This window comes from Maritimibacter alexandrii (genome assembly GCF_005871115.1).
GTDB classification, from domain to species: domain Bacteria; phylum Pseudomonadota; class Alphaproteobacteria; order Rhodobacterales; family Rhodobacteraceae; genus Maritimibacter; species Maritimibacter alkaliphilus.
In genome coordinates, this window is the sequence record NZ_SWKQ01000010.1 from 1 (window position 1) to 1070 (window position 1070).

The window sequence follows — 1070 nt, forward strand, 5'->3', positions numbered from 1 at the left end:
GCCGTGCTGACCGACGGGATTGATGCGGTCGAGGCGGCCTGCGCCGAAGCCCTGTCGCACAATGTCCATTCCGCAGGCGTCGTGCTGAACATCCTGGCCCGGCACCGCGAGCCGCCACCACCCCTGACAATCACCACCCCGGATGCGCTGAAGCTGGCCTGCGAGCCCATTGCCGACTGCAACCGATATGACAGCCTGAGGAGAACACAGAATGGAAAGATCCGAGGTAATCGACGCGATGGGAAAGCTGAGGCTCTACGGAATGAGGGCCGCCTATGACGAGGTCCTGACCACCGCCGTCAAACGCCAGCACGAGCCGCAACAGATCATTGGTGACCTGCTGACCGCCGAGATCAGGGAGAAGCAGGCCCGGTCAGTCAAATACCAAATGACCATCGCCAAGTTGCCGCTCGCCAAGGAACTGGAGGAGTTCGACTTCGAGGCCGCCGAGGTTAACGAGACCCTGATCCGCGACCTGGCCAACGGCGACTTCCTCGACCATCAGCGCAACCTCGTCCTGATCGGCGGCACAGGCACCGGCAAAACCCATCTTGCCGTCAGCATCGCCCGGACCTGTATCCGGGCAGGGCGCCGGGGCCGGTTCTTCAACGTGGTCGACCTGGTGAACAAGCTCGATGCCGAAGCCCGCGCCGAGCGCCAGGGCCGGACCGCCGACCTGATCTCCCGCCTCGACTTCCTGATCCTGGACGAGCTCGGCTATCTGCCCTTCGCCCAGACCGGCGGCCAATTGCTGTTCCACCTGATCAGCAAACTCTACGAACGCACATCCATCATCGTCACCACCAACCTGGCCTTCGGCGAATGGCCCAGCGTCTTCGGCGATGCCAAGATGACCACCGCACTGCTCGACCGGCTCACCCACCATTGCGAAATCGTCGAAACCGGTAACGAAAGCTGGCGCTTCAAGAACCGCGCATAGCGCCAACCCGAAACCCCGCAGGCCCGCCGCCGCTGCGCTATGTGAGGGCTACGCAGCGCCGGGCCTGCTCACCACCAAGGGGGTCAATATTGGATGCCGATAGGGGGTCAAACTTCAATGCCGATTGACA

Annotated in this window: 1 protein-coding gene and 1 pseudogene; both read left to right on the top strand. The window is 62.8% G+C overall.

What is annotated here, in order from left to right; all coding sequences use genetic code 11:
- A pseudogene (locus FCT00_RS08070) lies at positions 1 to 279 on the top strand (IS21 family transposase); the annotation flags it as partial.
- Entirely contained in the window at positions 212 to 940 is a 729-nt protein-coding gene (gene istB, locus FCT00_RS08075; RefSeq protein ID WP_083783480.1) for an IS21-like element helper ATPase IstB, read from the top strand. The pseudogene FCT00_RS08070 and the gene istB, both read left to right, overlap by 68 nt.
- Positions 941 to 1070 lie beyond the last annotated feature (130 nt).

What these genes read in the sequence shown, in the direction of transcription:
- istB (WP_083783480.1), top strand. Translation starts at nt 212, where the DNA reads ATGGAAAGATCCGAGGTAATCGACGCGATGGGAAAGCTGAGGCTCTAC.